The 13,883-nt window shown below is 67.7% G+C and carries 17 protein-coding genes; all 17 read left to right on the forward strand.

Going from position 1 to position 13,883, the window contains the following annotated elements; translation table 11 throughout:
• Position 1: 1 nt before the first annotated feature.
• The 17 genes from ACSX1D_RS07350 (at position 2) to ACSX1D_RS07430 (ending at position 13,766) form a co-directional block, all read left to right on the forward strand.
• Positions 2-394 carry an HI1506-related protein gene (locus ACSX1D_RS07350; protein WP_439861624.1) on the forward strand — a complete coding sequence of 131 codons (393 nt, stop codon included), beginning with the start codon at positions 2-4 and terminating at the stop codon, positions 392-394.
• Complete coding sequence (locus tag ACSX1D_RS07355) at positions 394-894, forward strand: gp436 family protein (protein ID WP_439861625.1); 501 nt, start codon at positions 394-396, stop codon at positions 892-894. Before ACSX1D_RS07350 ends, ACSX1D_RS07355 begins: the two co-directional genes overlap by 1 nt.
• Positions 894-1,403, forward strand: coding sequence for a phage virion morphogenesis protein (locus tag ACSX1D_RS07360; RefSeq protein WP_439861626.1), 510 nt, complete (start codon positions 894-896; stop codon positions 1,401-1,403). Before ACSX1D_RS07355 ends, ACSX1D_RS07360 begins: the two co-directional genes overlap by 1 nt.
• A complete protein-coding gene (locus ACSX1D_RS07365; RefSeq protein WP_439861627.1) occupies positions 1,403-1,990 on the forward strand; it encodes a phage protein Gp37 in 588 nt (195 codons plus the stop codon). Before ACSX1D_RS07360 ends, ACSX1D_RS07365 begins: the two co-directional genes overlap by 1 nt.
• Entirely contained in the window at positions 1,987-2,169 is a 183-nt protein-coding gene (locus tag ACSX1D_RS07370; RefSeq protein WP_439861628.1) for a DUF2635 domain-containing protein, read from the forward strand. Before ACSX1D_RS07365 ends, ACSX1D_RS07370 begins: the two co-directional genes overlap by 4 nt.
• Positions 2,170-2,172: 3 nt before the next feature.
• On the forward strand, positions 2,173-3,642 hold the full coding sequence (locus ACSX1D_RS07375) for a phage tail sheath subtilisin-like domain-containing protein (RefSeq protein ID WP_439861629.1): 1,470 nt from the start codon (positions 2,173-2,175) through the stop codon (positions 3,640-3,642).
• Between the two features lie 9 nt (positions 3,643-3,651).
• Positions 3,652-3,996, forward strand: coding sequence for a phage tail tube protein (locus ACSX1D_RS07380; protein WP_439861630.1), 345 nt, complete (start codon positions 3,652-3,654; stop codon positions 3,994-3,996).
• 9 nt (positions 3,997-4,005) lie between these two features.
• Positions 4,006-4,350 (forward strand): hypothetical protein, encoded by a 345-nt coding sequence (locus tag ACSX1D_RS07385; protein ID WP_439861631.1) that lies wholly within the window; start codon positions 4,006-4,008, stop codon positions 4,348-4,350.
• Positions 4,351-4,440: 90 nt separating this feature from the next.
• The gene (locus tag ACSX1D_RS07390) at positions 4,441-6,258 is read left to right on the forward strand and encodes a phage tail tape measure protein (RefSeq protein WP_439861632.1); all 1,818 of its coding nucleotides are present in this window, start codon (positions 4,441-4,443) and stop codon (positions 6,256-6,258) included.
• The gene (locus tag ACSX1D_RS07395; RefSeq protein WP_439861633.1) at positions 6,258-7,469 is read left to right on the forward strand and encodes a DNA circularization protein; all 1,212 of its coding nucleotides are present in this window, start codon (positions 6,258-6,260) and stop codon (positions 7,467-7,469) included. The genes ACSX1D_RS07390 and ACSX1D_RS07395 overlap by 1 nt, the downstream gene beginning before the upstream one ends.
• The gene (locus ACSX1D_RS07400) at positions 7,462-8,502 is read left to right on the forward strand and encodes a phage baseplate assembly protein (protein ID WP_439861634.1); all 1,041 of its coding nucleotides are present in this window, start codon (positions 7,462-7,464) and stop codon (positions 8,500-8,502) included. Before ACSX1D_RS07395 ends, ACSX1D_RS07400 begins: the two co-directional genes overlap by 8 nt.
• Positions 8,489-9,022, forward strand: coding sequence for a phage baseplate assembly protein V (locus tag ACSX1D_RS07405; RefSeq protein ID WP_439861635.1), 534 nt, complete (start codon positions 8,489-8,491; stop codon positions 9,020-9,022). Before ACSX1D_RS07400 ends, ACSX1D_RS07405 begins: the two co-directional genes overlap by 14 nt.
• The gene (locus ACSX1D_RS07410) at positions 9,019-9,465 is read left to right on the forward strand and encodes a phage GP46 family protein (RefSeq protein WP_439861636.1); all 447 of its coding nucleotides are present in this window, start codon (positions 9,019-9,021) and stop codon (positions 9,463-9,465) included. The genes ACSX1D_RS07405 and ACSX1D_RS07410 overlap by 4 nt, the downstream gene beginning before the upstream one ends.
• Positions 9,465-10,523, forward strand: coding sequence for a baseplate J/gp47 family protein (locus tag ACSX1D_RS07415; RefSeq protein WP_439861637.1), 1,059 nt, complete (start codon positions 9,465-9,467; stop codon positions 10,521-10,523). Before ACSX1D_RS07410 ends, ACSX1D_RS07415 begins: the two co-directional genes overlap by 1 nt.
• On the forward strand, positions 10,514-11,191 hold the full coding sequence (locus tag ACSX1D_RS07420; RefSeq protein WP_439861638.1) for a YmfQ family protein: 678 nt from the start codon (positions 10,514-10,516) through the stop codon (positions 11,189-11,191). The genes ACSX1D_RS07415 and ACSX1D_RS07420 overlap by 10 nt, the downstream gene beginning before the upstream one ends.
• A 68-nt stretch (positions 11,192-11,259) precedes the next feature.
• Complete coding sequence (locus tag ACSX1D_RS07425; protein WP_439861639.1) at positions 11,260-13,158, forward strand: tail fiber domain-containing protein; 1,899 nt, start codon at positions 11,260-11,262, stop codon at positions 13,156-13,158.
• Positions 13,159-13,202: 44 nt separating this feature from the next.
• Positions 13,203-13,766, forward strand: coding sequence for a hypothetical protein (locus ACSX1D_RS07430; RefSeq protein WP_439861640.1), 564 nt, complete (start codon positions 13,203-13,205; stop codon positions 13,764-13,766).
• The last annotated feature ends 117 nt before the right edge of the window (positions 13,767-13,883 follow it).

Consider the following 13,883-nt stretch of genomic DNA (forward strand, 5'->3'; position numbering starts at 1 on the left):
CATGGCTAAAGCAACCACCCGCGCAGCGGCCAAGCCCGCTGCCGCCAAGCCGGCCGCGCAGAAGCGGGCCGCTGAATCCGAGCTGCTCGACGGCATCTTCGTGCGCAGCCTGCCGGCGACCTTCCGCCGCGCCGGCTTCACCTTCACCCGCGAGGGCGTCGGCCTGCTGCTGGCCGACCTGAGCCCGCAGCAGCTCGATGCCATCGAGGCCGAGCCAATGCTCAGCGTGACCCAGGCGCAGTTCCCGGCCACCGCCGAAGCGGACGCCAGGCTGGCCGAGCTGGCCAAGGCCCAGGCCGCTGCCAGCGATGCCAATGACGACGCAAACAAGCCGCCGGCTGATGACGGTGCCGGCGACAACCCTGCACCTGAAAACCAGGAAGGTAACGCCTGATGTACGCCAGCGCCGCCCAACTGCTCGCCCGCTACAACGCCGAGGAGATCGCCCAGCGCGCCGACGCCAGTGTGCCGCCCATCGTGTATGGCGAGCTGCTGAGCAAGGCCGCGAATGGCGAGGACCTGTCCGGCTATACGGCAGAGGAGCAGGCAGCCGCTGTGGCGGCGCTGGCCAAGGTCAACCGCGCCCTGCAGGACGCCGAACAAACCATCAACGCCTATCTCGGCGGCCGCTATCAGTTGCCGCTGAGCAACGCCCCTCAGGTGCTGGAACGCATCGCCGGACAGATCGCCCGCTTCGTGCTCTATGACGACGCCGCCACCGAGCAGGTGACCACGCTCTACAAGGGCTCCATCAAGTTCCTGGAGGACGTGGCCAGCGGCAAGGTGCAGCTCGGCCCGACCGATAGCGGGGCCACCGCGCAGCCCTCGGCCGGCGCCGAGATGGTCAGCGATGGCCTGGTATTCAGCCGCCCCCGCAGCCGAGGCTTCATCTGATGGCCGTGAGCATTCGCATCAACTCCAACCTGCCGCTGGTGCAACGGCTGTTCAAGGCCATGCGGCAAATGGGGGCCGACCCACAGCCGCTGCTGCGCGACATCGCCTTCCTGGGCGAGAGCAGCACCCGCGAGCGCTTTCGCAGTCAGTCCGGGCCGGACGGCCAGCGCTGGAAGCCGAGCCTGCGCGCGCAGCTGTTCGGCGGCAAGACGCTTACTCAGGACGGCCACCTGGGCGACTCGATCACAAGCACCGCCGACCGCACCACGGCGGCCTGGGGCACCAACCGCATCTATGCGGCCATCCACCAGTTCGGCGGCGAGATCAAGGCCAAGGGCACCGCTGGGCTGCGCTTCAAGATCGGCGAGCGCTGGGCCACCAAGCGCCAGGTATCCATCCCGGCGCGGCCGTTCCTCGGTGTTTCCGCCGACGACGCGCAGGACATCCTCGACCTGGTCAGCGACTACGTCAGCAACCTGGTACGGCGCAGCGCGCCCGGAGGTGCCTGATGCTCGGCGACCTGGAGAACCAACTGATCGCACTGATTAAGGACAGTCCGCTGGGCCTGAGGTTAAAGACCGTCGACAGCCTGCCGGACACCCCCGACAAGGACGTGATCAAGCGCTGGGGCCTGGATGCCCCGGCGGCCTATGTGGTCGCCATGGATGGCTCTATTTCGCAAGCTGTCGCCACCCCGCAGTTCGTGGTGGTGCTGGTGGCACGCAATGCCCGTGGCCACCAGGCCGCGCGGCGCGGCGACGGCAAGACCATCGGTCTGTACCAGATGCTCGATGCCGGCATCGCCGAGCTGCATGGCGGGCAGACCGAGGACGCCAGTTGGCAGGTCAACCGCTACCAGTTCCTGCAGGAGGACGCCCTGCGCGAGCAGGGCCTGCACGTTGCCCTGGTGCAGCTGCAGGCCGACACCGACCCGCCGCAGAAGGAGGCGGTGAACCTCGGCGAGTTCCTGGAGTTCCATGCCGACTACGACCTGGAGCCGCACACCCCGGCCGAGCACCCGCGCTGGCTGGACGAAAACCACGACGCCCCGGCGCCGGACATGCACTCGCACATCAACCCTCAGGAGGGCACATGAGCCAACCCGTTTACCTGAAGCCCGCCGAGGGCCTGAAGGTGCGCCACCCGCTGGGCGGCCACCTCAAGGCCGAGGGCGATCACGTGGTGCTGGACAGCTACTGGCGCCGGCGCCTCGCCGAGCAGTCCGTCAGCATCGCCAAGCCGCCCAAAGACAAGCCTGCGGCGAGCAAGGAGTAACCCATGGCCGAGAACGTCAGCTTCAACGAAATCCCGGACAACATCCGGGTACCGGGCATCTACATCGAGATCGACCCGAGCAAGGCCGCCGGTGGCGGCGCCGTCATGGAGCGCCGCCTGCTGCTGGTCGGCCAGCGCCTGGCCGGCGGCACCGTCGCCGCCCTGACCGCCACTCGCCTGGGCAGCCAGGCCGGCGACCAGGCCGCCCAGGCCTTCGGCGAGGGCAGCATGCTGCATGGCATGGCCGCCGCCGCGCGCAAGGCCAACGACTACGTGGACATCTGGGCGATCGCCCTGGATGACGACGGCGCGGGCGCCGCCGCCACTGGCACGGTCACCCTCAGCGGCACGCCGACCGCCACCGGCAGCCTGGCGCTGTACATCGGCGGCCACCAGGTGCGCATCGCCGTGGTCGCCGCCGAGGCGGTGGCCACCCTGGCCAGCCGCCTGGCCGACGCCATCAACGCCGACACCAGCCTGCCAGTCACCGCCTCGGCCAACCTGGGCGTGGTGACCCTGACCAGCCGCTGGAAGGGCGAGACCGGCAACGACCTGGATCTGCGCCTGAATTACTACGGCGAGCAGACCCCGGCCGGCCTGACGGCGGTCATCGTGGCCATGGCCGGAGGCACCGCCAACCCGGACGTGCAGCCGGCGCTCGATGCGATCGCCGGGCAGCAGTACTACAGCATCGTCTGCCCCTACCTGGATGGCGCCAACCTGACCGCCCTGGAGACCGAGCTGGCCAGCCGCTTCGGCCCGATGGACGTGCTCACCGGCCACCTGTTCAACGCCAAGGTCGGCAACCACGCCGCACTGACCACCTGGGGCGACGGCCGCAACTCGCCACACGTCAGCACCCTGGGCCTGTACGACGTACCGACCGCGCCCTGGGTGGTGGCCTCGGTGTGGGCCACGGTGGCCGAGTTCAGCGGTGCCAATGATCCCGCCAGGCCGTTCCGCAGCCTGGTGCTGCCGGGCGTATTGCCGCCGCCGGAGAAGAGTCGCTTCACCCGTGCCGAGCGCAACCTGGCGCTTTACGACGGCATCAGCACCTTCACCGTCGATGCCGGCGGCCAGGTGCTGATCGAGACCATCATCACCAACTACCAGGTCAACAGCTTCGGTCTGCCGGATATCGGCCTGCTGCGCCTGGAGACCAAGTGGACCGCCGATCTGATCCGCTTCCGCTTCAACGCCGCCGTGGCCCGCGACTACCCGCGCCACAAGCTCGGCGATGTCGCGGTGCCGGGCCAGGCCTACGCCACGCCGACCACCGTGCGCGCCACATTGATCGCCGAGGCGGTGAAGCTCGCCACCCAGGACGGCCTGCTCGAGGACATCGAGGGCTTCAAGCGCGATCTGCTGATCAAGCGTTCCACCCAGAACCCCAACCGCCTGAACGCCGTGCTGCCGCCGAACCTGGTCAACCAGTTCGACATCTTCGCGGCCGCCGTTCAGTACCGCCTGTAAGGAGCCCCTATGAAGCACCACGGCCGCGCCACCATCGCCTACAACGGCAAGCGCTTGCGCTCCAAGCCGGGCGCCACCCTCAACCTGGGCGGCACCGGCCGCACCCCCGAGCCGCTTGACGACGGCTCGGTGGGCTACATGGAAGCCACCGTTGCGCCGGAGCTGACCTGCACCGTGCCGCTCACCGCCGACCTGAGCGTGCAGGAGCTGCGTGACCTGACCGACGCCAACGTGGTGTTCGAGAGCGACACCGGCAAGAGCTGGGTCATCCGCGAAGCCTTCACCGTCGACACGGTCAGCGTCGGCGCCGACGTATCCCTGAAATTCAGCGGCCAGCCCGCTGAGGAACTCTAAGGAGCCCCCATGCAGCAGCTCACTACCACCGGCAAGTTGCCCCATGGCCTGGTGATCACCGGCGTCATCTACACCGCCTTCGAAATGCGCGAGGCGCTGCTCGCCGACATGATCGAGGCCGAGCTGGAGTCCGGCGGCCCCGGCAATGCCATCCACTACAACGCCCAGCTGGCTGTGCGCCAGTTGACCAAGGTCACCAGCGCCGACGGCCAGGAGTTCAAGGGGCCGTTCGTGGTGGACATGGTCAAGAAGCGCGGCGACTTCCTCGCCCTGCGCAAGGCCCAGCTCGACCTGGACGAACTGGGAAACGGCGCGCCGAGCGACTCCGCGGGCACTGGGACGCCGTCCAGCTGATCGCCCTGCGGCACCACTGGTCGCGCGAGCAGATCCTCGCGCTACCGCCCCGAGAGTTCGCCCACTACCTGAGCAACCTGGCCAAGCCCAATGAGTAACCGCGACCTTAACCTGGCCCTGCGCCTGACCGCCGATGCCACCCGCCTGCTGGGCGGGCTGGCCAAGGGCGAAGGCGGCCTGCGCAAGTTCGGCAGCGCGGCCAAGCGCGAGATACAGGCGCTCGGCCACTTCGCCGGATCGGTGGAGGGCAAGCTGGCGCAGTTGGGCCTGGGCGTTTCGGCGATCGCCGCCGGCATGCAGTCGGCACGGTTGGACAAGGACCTCAAGCAGCTGCAGCTGACGGCCGGAGCCACGGCCGACGAGGCCAAGCGCCTGCGCGCCGAGCTGCTCGGCGCCCAGATCGCCACCGGCCAGGGTGCGGACGAACTCAAGGCCGGCGTGGATGCGCTGATCGCCGGCGGCCTGAGCATGGCCGAGGCGACCGCCACGGTCGCGCCCATGTCGGAAACCCTGGCCGTGGCCAAGACCAACGCCGATGCGCTGGCCAAGGCCATGGGCGTGGCCGGCAAGCAGTTCGATATCGACCTGAGCAAGACCGAGGACGCCCGGCTACTGCTGGACAAGATGGTGGTCGCCGGCCGCGCCGGTAATGCCGAGCTGGAGAACCTGCCGGACATCTTTGCCCGGGTGGGCAGCAGCGCCAAATCGTCCAACCTCAGCCTGGACCAGACCCTGGCCCTGGTCGAAACCCTGTCCCTGGTGGAACCGAACGCCGAGCGGCTGGCGACGCTGGCAGACAGCACCCTGCGCGTGTTCACCAACGCCAACTATATGAAGGCTGCCGGCAAGGCGACCGGCATCAAGTTCTTCGACGCGGATGGCTCGCGGCGCGATGCCCTGGCAGTGCTCGGCGACATCAAGACCCAGTACGACAAGCTCGACTCAGATCGGGCGCGCTTCGGCTTCATCGATAAGGCCTTCGGCAAGACCGACCTGGACACCCAGCGCGGTATCAAGAGTCTGCTCGACGGTAACTCGCTGTCGCGCCTGGACGGTATCTTCAGCGATATCAACGGCGCTGGCGGCACCATCGCCCGCGACCTGCCGGAGGCGATCGGCAACGCCGTCGACCAGACCGGCCGCCTGAAAGGCGCCCTGCGCGAGGCCGCCGACGGCTTCGCCCAGCCCATCAACGATGCCCTCAGCGAAGCCATCAAGTTCGGCCTGGATCGCAAGGCCAACGGCGGCCTCGGCCTGGACGGCACCGACATCCTGGTCGGCGGCGCAGGCCTGGCGCTGGGCACGGCCGCCGCCGCCCGCTACGGCGGCAAGGCCATCAAGGGCCTGGCCGGCAAGATCGGTGGAGTGGGTGTCGGCGTGGCCACCGGCAAGGCGCTGGAGGCGGCCGCCGGGGTGCAGCCGGTGTTCGTCGTCAACATGCCCGGCGAGGGGATTGGCGGAACACTTGGCACAGCCGACAAGCTGGCCAGCAAGGCTGGCGAGCTGTTCAACCCCAAGACCTTCAGCAAGCTGAAAACCACCATTGGCCTGCTCGGCAGCACGTCGCTATCTGCCTTGCCCATGTACGGGGCGGGCGCTATGGCCACCGCCGGGGCTGCCGTCGCAGGTGCCGGTGCGGCCGGTTATGGCATCGGTACGCTGCTCAACGACTACCTGATCGACGGCACCGCCGTCGGCGATGCCATCGGCAAGGCCGTGGCTCATGCCATCTCGCCGTTCAGCGAGGAGGCCCGCGCGGCCATTGCGGCCAATCAGCGTGCCGCCGAGGTGGCCGGCAAGATCGAGATCCACGTGACCAGTGAAGGCAAGGCCAAGGTCACCCAGCTGCAGAGCAGCGGCGGTCCTGACCTCAACGTCTACACCGGCGCTACCGGGGTGGGTCGCTGATGGCCTGGCGCGACGACTACCGGCCGGGCGCATTCCGCGGCGTGCCCTTCCATCTCAAGAGCAGCAGCTCAAGCGGTGGGCGCCGTACTGTGCTCAACGAGTTCCCGCTGCGCGACGAACCCACGACCGAGGACCTGGGCCGCCGGGCGCGCCAGTTCCAGCTGAGCATGACGGTGATCGGCCCGGACTACATGGCCCAGCGCGATCGCCTGATCGAGGCGCTGGAGACGGCTGGCCCCGGCACCCTGATGCACCCCTTCCGTGGCGAGCTGCTGGTAGCCGTGTACGGCGACTACAGCTGCGAGGAGAGTACCGAGCGCGGCGGCCTGGCACGCATCAGCGCGACCTTCGTCGAGGCCGGCGCCACTCCGCGCCCGGACAGCCAGCTGGCCCAAGGCAGCGCCGGCAATGCCGCCGCCGACGCCTTGCAGGCCGATGCCCAGGCCGAGTTCGAGGAGGCCTTCAGCGTGGCCGGCTTCGCCAGCTTCGTCGCCGAGGGCACCATCGACAGCTTGCAGGCGGCCACCCAGTCGGTTCTCAATGCCGGTGGCCTGCTGCAGGGTGCCGGCGAATTCGGCTCCCTGTACCGGGGCCTGACCAGCAACCTGCAGCAGCTGATCCTGGCTCCCGGCAACCTCGGCGGCCAGCTGCTCGGCCTGGTGCGCGGCCTAAGCGGGGGCTTCGGCAACCCGCTGCAGGCGCTCAGGGCACAGGCGACGCTGTTCGGCCTGGGCGACAAGGCCAAGCGCGTCACCGGGGCGACGGCCTACCAGCCTCCGGCCCGCGCCCAGTTGGCCGCCAACCAGGCGGCGACCTATCGCCTGATCGAGCGGGCTGCCGTCAGCGAGGCCGTGCGTCTGGCTGTGAGCAAGCCCGCTGCCGGCGTCGACTACGACAACCGTGACCAGGCGGTGCAGATCCGCGATCAGTTGCTCGAGGAGCTGGACCGCCAGCAACTGGCCGCCAGCCCCCAGCGTTATCGCCAGCTGGCTCAGCTCAGCGCCGCACTGGTCAGCGAGATGAATCAGCGCGCGGCCAGCCTGGTGCCGCTCACCCGCGTGACCCCGGCCACCACCATGCCCGCGCTGTTGCTGGCCCACCGCCTGTACGGCAATGCGCGCCAGGCCGAGCAGATCGTCAGCCGCAACCGCCTCAGCCATCCAGGCTTCGTGCCGGGCGGCGTCTCGCTGGAGGTGCTGAAGAATGCCTGAAGTGCGCCTGGCCGTAGACGGTACCGAGTGGGGCGGCTGGCAGAGCTACCGCATCAACCTGGGCATGCAGCAACTGGCCGGCAGCTTCGAGCTGCGCCTGACCGAGCGCTGGGCCGGCCAGGATAGCCGCCGCGCCCTGCGCTTCGGTGCGCCCTGCACCCTGCATTACGACGGTGAGCTGCTGATCACCGGGTACCTGGACAATGTGGCGCCCACCTATAACGGCCAGGACCACAGCCTGATGGTCGCCGGCCGCGACAAGACCGCCGACCTGGTGGACTGTTCGGCCCCGGCCACCCAGTGGATAGGCCGCAGCCTGGCCGCCGTCGCCCGCGAACTTTGCGCGCCCTTTGGCATTGCCGTGATCGATCTGGCCGGCGCCAATGCACCGTTCCGCAGCCTCAAGCCCAACGATGGCGAGACGGTGTTCGAGATGCTCGATCAGGCCGCGCGCATCCGTGGCGTGCTGCTGATCACCGACGGTCGGGGCAACCTGGTGATTACCCGTGCCGGCACCGAGCGCGCCAACGACGCGCTGCGCCTGGGCGACAACATCCTCAGCGCCTCGGGCAACTTCGACCTGCGCGACGTGTTCAGCAGCTACAGCCTCAAGGGCCAGCAGCCAGGCGACGACTGGCTGTCGGGGGAGACGGCCGCCGCCGTGCTGGCCAAGGCCAGCGACAGCCGCATCAAGCGCCACCGCCCACTGACCCTGATCGCCGACGCGCCCCTGGACGCGGCCGGGGCCCGCGACCGAGTGATCTGGGAGCGCAACGTGCGCTGGGGCCGTTCGCAGAGCGTCACCTACAGCGTGCAGGGTCACCGCCAGCGCAACGGTGCCCTGTGGCGACCGAACATGCTGGCCCCGGTGTTCGACGCCTATCAGTTCCTGGACGGCGAAGAGCGCCTGATCACCGACCTGACCTACATCCTCGACGAGCAGGGCGAGCGTAGCGACCTCACGGTGATGCCACGCGAAGCCTTCGACCTGGTCGAGCAGCCCGAGCCGGAGGCCACCGATGCAAGTTGGTAACCGCGTGCTCGGCCCGATCCGTCGCCGCCTGGCCCACCTGGTGGCCCGCGCCGTGGTCACCCTGGTCAACGATGCCGCCAAGATGCAGACCCTGCAGCTCGGCCTGCTGGCCGACGAGGCTCTGGACGGCGCCGAGCACTGGCAGCCCTATGGCTACACCTACAAGCCGCACGCGGGCGCCGAGGCCCTGGTGCTGGCCGTCGGCGGCCACCGCGCGCACAGCGTGGTGATCGCCTGCGCCGACCGCCGCTACCGCCTGACCAGCCTGGAAGACGGCGAGGTCGCGCTCTACTCCGACGAGGGCGACAAGGTTCACCTCAAGCGTGGCCGGGTGATCGAGGTGGTGACCGAGACCCTGAACATCAGCGCCAGCTCGGCGGTGAACTTCGACACTCCGGTGATCAACACCACCGGCCAGATCGTCTCGGCCGGCGACCAGGTGGCCGCCGGCATCAGCCAGACCGGACACGTTCATGTCGGCGTGCAGTCCGGTGGCGAGAGCACAGGGGCGCCGCAATGAGCGATATCGCCCTGATCTGGGACGGCCACGGCTGCGACCTGGCCCTGGACGGCAACGACCTGCAGCTGGATGACGGCCTGCAGACTTCGATCCTCATCAGCCTGTTCAGCGATCGCCGCGCCAGGGCCGACGACCAACTGCCCGGCGAGGACCGCGACCGCCGGGGCTGGTGGGCCGATGCCTACCCGGTGATCGAGGGCGACCAGATCGGCTCGCGCCTGTGGCTGCTCGACCGGGAAAAGGAGATCCAGGAAACCCTGCGCCGGGCCAAGGAGTACGCCGAGGAGGCACTGGCCTGGCTGGTTGTCGACGGCATCGCCGCCCGCGTAGAGGTCAGCGCCAGCGTGCCGCGCCGGGGCGTGCTCGGTCTAGCAGTGGCGGTCAAGCGGGTGGATGGCCGCCTGGAAAATTATCAATACGACGTCATCTGGGGGGCATTCTGATGGCCTTCATACAGCCAACCCTGGTCGAGTTGCGGCAGCAGGCCGCTGCCGATATCGAAACCTACCTGCCCGGCGGCGATGCCCGCACCCGGCGCACCGTCAGCGGCGTGCTCGGCCAGGCCCTGGCCGGCGCGGTGCAGGGCCTGCATGCCAATATCCAGGCCCGTGAGCGCAACTTCCTGCCAGACGAGCGGGCCGAGGCCGAGGGCGTAGAACGCTGGGCGGCCCTGCTTGGCTACTGGTACCTGGATGCCACGGCGGCCGCCGGTAGCCTCGCGGTGAGCGGCAGCAGTGGGGCGGTCCTGGATGCCGGCACGCGCCTGCAATACAGCGACGGCACAGTGTATGCCACCACGGCCGACCTGACCCTGGCCGGTAGCAGCGGCAGCGTCGCCGTCTCGGCGCAAGCCCTGGGCGCGGCCGGCAACCTGCCGGCTGGCGCCAAGCTGACGTTGCTCAGCCCGGTGGCGGGCATCAACTCCACCTTGACCGTGGAGGGTTCGGGGCTGACCGGCGGTGCCGACCAGGAGGACCTGTCCGCTCTGCGCAGCCGGGTACTGTCCCGGCTGCGGCTGCCGCCCATGGGGGGCAGCGCGGCGGATTATCAGGCATGGGCCCTGGAAGGCCATGCGGCCGTGACCCGCGCCTGGGTATCGCCGCTCGAACAGGGCCCCAACACCGTGGTGGTGCGGGTGGTCTGCGACAACGAAGTGGATCTGATTCCCACCACCCCCGTGCTCGATGCGGTACTCGCCTATATCGACAGCCAGCGACCCGTTACCGCCGAGGTGTTCGTCGTCGCCCCCGTCGCGGTGCCGCTGGACTTCGAGATCCAGCTCACCCCGGACAGCACCGCCCTGCGCGAGCGGGTGAGCAGCGCCCTGCAGGACCTGCTGCGCCGCGAGGCCGAGCCCGGCGGAACCATCTTGCGCACCCACATCGCCGAGGCCATCAGCACCGCAGTGGGAGAGACCGACCACGTACTACAGGCGCCGGCTGCCAACGTCACCCATGCCGCCGGCGAGATGGCGGTGTTCGGGAGCATCACATGGCTGTGACCGGGCAAGACTACGGCCGCCAGCTCGGCCAGCTGCTACCGCCAGGCTCCGCCTGGACCAGCGAGCCGGACAGCAACCTGCAACGCCTGCTGCTGGCCTTCGGCGAATCCCTCGCCCGCGCGCACCGTCGTGCCGATGACCTGGACCGCGAGATCGATCCGTCGCTCACCCACGAGATCCTGGAGCGATGGGAGGCGGCCTTGGGCTTGCCGGACAAGTGTTCGGGAGCGCTGGAGGCCACCCTGCAAGGTCGCCGCAATGCCGTGGTGGCCAAGTTGTTCGCCACGGGTGGCCAGTCGGTGGCGTTCTTCCAGGGCGTCGGCCTGTCGCTCGGCTTCGACGTCACCGTCAGCGAGTTCCGCCCCTTCCGCGCGGGCCGCTCGGCGGCCGGCGATCCGCTGGCCAATGGCGACTGGGTCTATGCCTGGCGGGTCAATGCACCGGAGACCACGGTGATTCCGTTCCGCGCCAGCCGTTCGGTGGCTGGCGAGCCGCTGCAGGCCTGGGGCAATGACACCCTGGAATGCAAGATCAACCAGCTGAAGCCGGCGCAGAGCCTGGTGCTGGTGGGCTATGGCGCCATCGAGGCCGAGGCCGCGTATCTGGCCTCGGATGCGCTGTTCAATGCGGCTAACTATGTGATGCCTGATGACTTGGGGGCTGTATGAGTATTCCAGTTGATATCAATGACCGCCTGGAGGCGGCGGCGCTCAAGGCCGAGGGCGGCAGCGAGATCATGCGGCGGTTCGCCAATGACCCAGCCGGCACCCTGATCGCTACCGAGTCCGGCCCCTTGCCGAGTCTGGCCGAATGGCTAGCCCAGCAGGGCGAGGCCATTGGCGGCTTACCTGCGCTTACCGGCAGGGTCCAGGTGCTTGAGCAGTTCGATGCTGACCTCGCAGGCTCTGCAGGTGGTGCCATGGTGGGATGGCAGCGCACGCCGCTGGCGGATGCCGTCGGGACCGTCGGCGGCATGCTGTCGGCGCAGTGGCTGAGCGTCTGGGAATACGCCGGACTCATCACCAGCAAGCCCAATCCCGCTGACCCCGCGACCTGGGACTGGCAGCCTGCTATTCAGGCAGCCGTAGATTCCGGTGCCGAGGTGGTCTATTTCCCGGGGCAGTACACCTACAACATCCTCACCCCGGTAGTGGTGGACGCCGATGTGTTCTTGGTCGGTGAGCGTTCGCGCAGAGGCAGCAATGGTGGCGCCAAGCTCGACAACATCGGCATCGGTGATGCGGTGGTCTATTCGAACACCAAGGCCATCTATGACTGCGGTATCAAGCAGCTGAACATCAGCAGCACCACGGGCCACGCCCTCAACCTCAAGTACGGGGCGGTGCGCTGCCACTTCACGCAGAATTACCTGTATACCCGCGCGACCAACAAGTCCTGTGTCGCCGGGATCTATACCGCCGGCACGCTGGGCGTGGACTGGATCGGTACCTACAGCTGCGTGTTCGAGGGCGGTGAGTTCATCGTCGACAACGTGACGCGCACGGCGCCGATCATCGATTTCATGGCGAAGGGCACGGTCGTCAATGAGAACAACTTTCGGAATATCTGGCTCACCCAATCGAAGGGCATACAGGCCATTCGATTGATGGCCACCGTGGCGGGTGTGTACCTGACCAACAACCGTTTCGAGGGCTTGACCTTCGAGATCTGCTCGGGAGGCGGGTTCCTGCTGCAGGCGACCTCGCACACCAAGATCTCCGGCGTCAGTTTCTGGGACATGGTGGCAGGCTACGATGGCAGCTTGATACAGGTCTCGAATGACACTGCGGTTGCGCAGAACCGTGGCCTGCTGATCGAGAACTTTGCGCGGATCGGTAACGCCCTGAACGGCGCGGCGGTGGATGTAGACCTTGGCTACAGCCAGGGCACCACCATCATCAACCATGCGGCGCAGGCGTCGGCCAATGCGGTCATCAACTTCCGCGGCCGCTCGGCAGTGTTCATCGGCCCGAAGAATGCCACAGTGCAGAACGACGCGGCCGTGACCTACATAGAGGGTGCCTTGGTGACCTCGCCGGTCTACACCACGAAGGCCGGCAACCAGTTTCGCGACCTGAGTGGGGCGGCCGACCTGAACGCGCCGGCCGGGACTTCCGGTCTGTCGGCGACCAACTCGGGCAACAGCCAGCGGATCTACCTGGACGCCAACACCTTCTTCGGCGGCAACGGTGCACTCCTGCCTGCGACCGACAACACCCTCAACCTGGGCCATACCAGCAACCGCTACAAGACGGTGTATGCCGCCACCGGCACCATCAACACCTCGGACGCGCGCGATAAGCAGCAGGTGCGCGAGCATTCCGTGGCCGAGCGTGCCGTGGCGCTGCGCCTCAGAGGCATGATCCGGGCGTTCAAGTTCAACGACGCAGTGGCACTCAAGGGTGAAGCCGGGGCGCGTATCCATTTCGGCGTGCTCGCCCAGGACGTGAAGGCTGCCTTCGAGGCCGAGGGCCTGGTGGCCGAGCACTATGCCTTGCTGTGCTACGACGAGTGGCCAGAACAGGCCGCAGTGGTCGATGACGATGGCCGTGTGGTCACCCCCTACCAGCCGGCCGGAAACCGCTATGGCGTGCGCTATGACGAGCTGTTGGCCTTCCTCCTGTGTGCGCTATAGCGGACTGAATAACCCCATTTGACAGTATCGAAGAGAGGTCGAACATGCATCGAATCGACGCGCCGTCGGCAACGGTAGACAACAAATTCACAGAGGGCAGCCCGTCTGGCGGTGTCCCCGCCACCGTACTGACGGCGGAATGGCTGAACGACATCCAGGAGAACCTTGCGGCGCTCATAGAGGGCGCAGGGATCGCCCTCACCAAGGGGCGCGCCCTCGATCTGCTGGATGCGATCCAGGCGCTGATAACCGCCATCGGCGCGACGGCCGTCGCCAACATTAATGGCCGCTACCCACTTCCTGGCGGCTTCTTGTTGCAGTGGGGGCGAGTTGCCGGGCCGGCCTCACCCGCGAACAACCGCTGGGACGGCGCGGTGACTTTTCCCGTGGCGCTTACGCAATTCGCCCATTGCAACGCGCACCCAGCAATCTCTGTCGACGACCTGGACAGTGTCTCTGGTGCCGGTGGTGGCGCCACCTTGCGCACTGTAGAGACCCACATGATCACGTCTCGCCCGTTGGCCGGCGGTTTTGAGTTCTCGGTGTTCTACAAAGTATCGCCAACCGATGCGCGCAGCGTGTTCTGGTGGGCAGTTGGTAAACCATAGGAGGTGGGGATGGCTTTCTTCTACGCGGCATCGGTGCGTGCATTGTTTGACGACACCTACAACCAAAGCATTCCGGCTGATGCCAAGCCGATCACCGTTGAGCGTTATGAGGAGCTG

It is taken from the genome of Pseudomonas sp. MBLB4136 (assembly GCF_051904765.1).
Taxonomy (GTDB): Bacteria; Pseudomonadota; Gammaproteobacteria; order Pseudomonadales; family Pseudomonadaceae; genus Aquipseudomonas.

What these genes read in the sequence shown, in the direction of transcription:
- ACSX1D_RS07415 (WP_439861637.1), top strand. Translation starts at nt 9,465, where the DNA reads ATGGCCTTCATACAGCCAACCCTGGTCGAGTTGCGGCAGCAGGCCGCT.
- ACSX1D_RS07395 (WP_439861633.1), top strand. Translation starts at nt 6,258, where the DNA reads ATGGCCTGGCGCGACGACTACCGGCCGGGCGCATTCCGCGGCGTGCCC.
- ACSX1D_RS07360 (WP_439861626.1), top strand. Translation starts at nt 894, where the DNA reads ATGGCCGTGAGCATTCGCATCAACTCCAACCTGCCGCTGGTGCAACGG.
- ACSX1D_RS07350 (WP_439861624.1), top strand. Translation starts at nt 2, where the DNA reads ATGGCTAAAGCAACCACCCGCGCAGCGGCCAAGCCCGCTGCCGCCAAG.
- ACSX1D_RS07355 (WP_439861625.1), top strand. Translation starts at nt 394, where the DNA reads ATGTACGCCAGCGCCGCCCAACTGCTCGCCCGCTACAACGCCGAGGAG.
- ACSX1D_RS07365 (WP_439861627.1), top strand. Translation starts at nt 1,403, where the DNA reads ATGCTCGGCGACCTGGAGAACCAACTGATCGCACTGATTAAGGACAGT.
- ACSX1D_RS07380 (WP_439861630.1), top strand. Translation starts at nt 3,652, where the DNA reads ATGAAGCACCACGGCCGCGCCACCATCGCCTACAACGGCAAGCGCTTG.
- ACSX1D_RS07425 (WP_439861639.1), top strand. Translation starts at nt 11,260, where the DNA reads ATGCGGCGGTTCGCCAATGACCCAGCCGGCACCCTGATCGCTACCGAG.
- ACSX1D_RS07400 (WP_439861634.1), top strand. Translation starts at nt 7,462, where the DNA reads ATGCCTGAAGTGCGCCTGGCCGTAGACGGTACCGAGTGGGGCGGCTGG.
- ACSX1D_RS07405 (WP_439861635.1), top strand. Translation starts at nt 8,489, where the DNA reads ATGCAAGTTGGTAACCGCGTGCTCGGCCCGATCCGTCGCCGCCTGGCC.
- ACSX1D_RS07385 (WP_439861631.1), top strand. Translation starts at nt 4,006, where the DNA reads ATGCAGCAGCTCACTACCACCGGCAAGTTGCCCCATGGCCTGGTGATC.
- ACSX1D_RS07410 (WP_439861636.1), top strand. Translation starts at nt 9,019, where the DNA reads ATGAGCGATATCGCCCTGATCTGGGACGGCCACGGCTGCGACCTGGCC.
- ACSX1D_RS07370 (WP_439861628.1), top strand. Translation starts at nt 1,987, where the DNA reads ATGAGCCAACCCGTTTACCTGAAGCCCGCCGAGGGCCTGAAGGTGCGC.
- ACSX1D_RS07390 (WP_439861632.1), top strand. Translation starts at nt 4,441, where the DNA reads ATGAGTAACCGCGACCTTAACCTGGCCCTGCGCCTGACCGCCGATGCC.
- ACSX1D_RS07430 (WP_439861640.1), top strand. Translation starts at nt 13,203, where the DNA reads ATGCATCGAATCGACGCGCCGTCGGCAACGGTAGACAACAAATTCACA.
- ACSX1D_RS07420 (WP_439861638.1), top strand. Translation starts at nt 10,514, where the DNA reads ATGGCTGTGACCGGGCAAGACTACGGCCGCCAGCTCGGCCAGCTGCTA.
- ACSX1D_RS07375 (WP_439861629.1), top strand. Translation starts at nt 2,173, where the DNA reads ATGGCCGAGAACGTCAGCTTCAACGAAATCCCGGACAACATCCGGGTA.